2 protein-coding genes are annotated in these 1246 nt (G+C 73.0%); one reads left to right on the forward strand and one right to left on the reverse strand.

From position 1 onward, the window contains the following. On the reverse strand, positions 1-1051 hold a 1051-nt coding region (locus tag ABZ260_RS51290), incomplete at its 3' end, for a glycoside hydrolase family 15 protein (RefSeq protein ID WP_355633308.1). A gap of 3 nt (positions 1052-1054) precedes the next feature. Here ABZ260_RS51290 and ABZ260_RS51295 point away from each other — a divergent pair. Then, positions 1055-1246, forward strand: a 192-nt coding sequence (locus ABZ260_RS51295; RefSeq protein ID WP_355633310.1) for a hypothetical protein, incomplete at its 3' end; no start/stop codon positions are given.

Consider the following 1246-nt stretch of genomic DNA (forward strand, 5'->3'; position numbering starts at 1 on the left):
TGTCGCGGACCGCCGCCAGCGTCGCGACGGTGCGTGGATCATCGCCGGGCAGCGCGCCGCGCAGCGGTGGAAGGAGGAGGGACGCGTCGACGCGGTCGTCGTCGGGGGCACGCCGCCAGCGGCCCGTGATGTTCAGGCTGGACTTGGTGGTGGCGGCCAGGATCGTCTCGGCGAGCGAGAGCCACCCGGCCGTCTCGGTGGTGTCCGGGACGAGGGCCGAGCAGGCCCGCAGCCCGGCCACGCAGGTCAGCCGGGAGTGCGTCCACCGCCGGTCGTCGATCTCCCAGATGCCGGCCTCCGGCTCCTGCCAGCGCTTGGCGATCGCCGCCACGGCGGCGCGTGCCGCGCGGACGGCCTCGGGGGGCAGCCGATCCGCCCGCTGAGCCGCGGCGAACAGCAGCAGCGCCTCGCCGAAGACGTCGAGCTGGAACTGGCCGGTGACGCGGTTACCGACGATCACCTTCCCTCCGGGGTAACCGGGCAGCGGCGCCGGTGTCTCCGATGGCACCGGGTGGCCGGCCACCGTGTAGGCGGGTCTCAGTTGTTCGCGGGCGGTGAGGATCCGCTCGGCGACGAAGGCCACCGAGGCGTCGAGCAGTTCGAGCCGGCCGCCGTGGGCCGCCACCGCCTGACCGGCGTAGCACTGATCACGAATCCAGGCGTACCGGTAGTCGTAGTTGCGGTGCGCGCCGCTCCGCTCCGGCAGCGACGTCGTCGCCGCCGCGACCATCCCGCCCGTACGGCTGGTCAGGCCGGTCAGCACCGCGTACGCGAGCTGGGCGTCCCGCGGCGCGATCGTGTCCTCGCAGGCCGGCACGCTTGCCCGCCAGCCGTCCTCGGTCGCCGCCCACAGGGCGTCCGCGGCCAGCGGGTCCGTACGATCTCCGGCTGACAGTTCGAGAACGAGATCGTGTGCCTGGCCCGGCCCGAGGTCCAGGCACATGGCCAGGCCCCCGTCCACCGGTTCCGCGCGGGCGGCGCCCGCCCAGCGGATGCGGACCTCGCCGCTGCGTCCGGTCCACAGCCTTCCCGAACGGCACAGCTCGGTCATCGTATGGCGGCCGAAATCGGCTCTTATGTTCAGTTCAACACGGATCCGTATGGGACCGCGGACCGCCTCGACCCGGCGGAGCAGGACCGCCCGGTCGCTGTCACCGTCTTCGGTCTCCCGGTTCCGAATGCGGGGCCGGTCTTCCTGGCGGCGCTGGCCGTCCATGTCATCGCCGGTCTGGTCTGCGTGATCTGC

It is taken from the genome of Streptosporangium sp. NPDC006013, from assembly GCF_040614275.1.
GTDB lineage: Bacteria > Actinomycetota > Actinomycetes > Streptosporangiales > Streptosporangiaceae > Streptosporangium.